This window comes from Bathymodiolus azoricus thioautotrophic gill symbiont, from assembly GCF_001298715.1.
In the GTDB taxonomy this organism is placed as follows: domain Bacteria; phylum Pseudomonadota; class Gammaproteobacteria; order PS1; family Pseudothioglobaceae; genus Thiodubiliella.
In genome coordinates this window covers 1-1,114 of the sequence record NZ_CDSC02000349.1, presented here as the reverse complement: position 1 = coordinate 1,114, position 1,114 = coordinate 1, and the positions used below count along the sequence as shown (strand labels likewise).

Sequence of the window (1,114 nt, the reverse complement as noted above, 5' to 3'; positions counted from 1 at the left end):
TCTTTGCCAAGATGACTGGCAAGGACTAGTTTTTTAAATGGAAGTGTTGCACTTATGGGTTGAATTCGCCTCTTTTAAAAGTAACTTAAATTCAACAAAGTATATGATTGACTAAATAAACAGTGGTAGACAAATCCATACAAACTATCCTTATGACTCTAAAATTATATAAATATTATGAAAGCACCCTTATAAAAAGTTCCGCATACACCGGATGTCCGCCCTCTGGACAATAATTGTCATGCCAGACACCATGTTCACCAATTTTAACTCTGAAATGTATTGCAAATAATTTAGGATTAGAAGTGCTAAAATAACAATAGTTATTATCTACAGAATACGAGCAACAAAACCTTACAGTAAAGGTAGCAACAACAGGATCGCCACCCTCTTCATTAGTATCAGAAACTGTAATACTATACACGACAGTTCCTTCCGAACCTGCAGCAGCAGCCGAGTCATCTGTCAGAGTAAATGGAGAAGCCTTAAGAGTATCAATTGTAGAAGGTGGATCAGTGGTCCAGTGACCATGATCAATGCTTTTACTTGCAAGATCTAAAGTATAAGGTGTATCATTTTCTAATGTTAAATGTGTTGAAAGATCTGACATCGGCAAGTAACTCCTAAATTTATTTTTGCTTTAAAATTTTAAACACCCAACCTTATAATACGATTACCGAGTGTTGTGTTTAATTATATCACTTTTTAGAGACCTTTGCATAAATAGGAACAATCATCAGAAACCCACTTTTCACCCACTTGACGATTTTTTAAACACAGCCTTAGCCCTGCTAGGAAAAGGTTTAAAGAAATCGCCAATGGGGCAAAAATTAGATCTCTTAGATTCACATCATAAGTGCAACACTCAATTAGTCGGCCAAAGGGTACATTAACCACCCTTAATCCGACAAGAAAAAGGAGTGAAACATGCAAAAATATACACAATTGACCTACGAACAAAGATACCATATTTACCTGCTAAACAAACAAGGATATAACCAAACCTTTATTGCCAAATCAATGGGTAGAAACAAATCAACTATTTCTAGAGAATTATCTCGCAATACTGGCAAAAGAGGCTATCGCCATAAGCAAGCCAACAGGCTTGCTGGCG

2 protein-coding genes are annotated in these 1,114 nt (G+C 36.2%); one reads left to right on the top strand and one right to left on the bottom strand.

The features are described from left to right. Positions 1-175: 175 nt before the first annotated feature. On the bottom strand, positions 176-610 hold the full coding sequence (locus tag BAZSYMA_RS06850; RefSeq protein WP_090717040.1) for a hypothetical protein: 435 nt from the start codon (positions 608-610) through the stop codon (positions 176-178). Between the two features lie 317 nt (positions 611-927). Between BAZSYMA_RS06850 and BAZSYMA_RS06845 the strand changes: the two genes are divergently transcribed. Next, positions 928-1,114: helix-turn-helix domain-containing protein (locus tag BAZSYMA_RS06845; protein WP_143243134.1), on the top strand; the 187-nt coding region annotated here is incomplete at its 3' end.

What these genes read in the sequence shown, in the direction of transcription:
- BAZSYMA_RS06850 (WP_090717040.1), bottom strand. Translation starts at nt 610, where the DNA reads ATGTCAGATCTTTCAACACATTTAACATTAGAAAATGATACACCTTAT.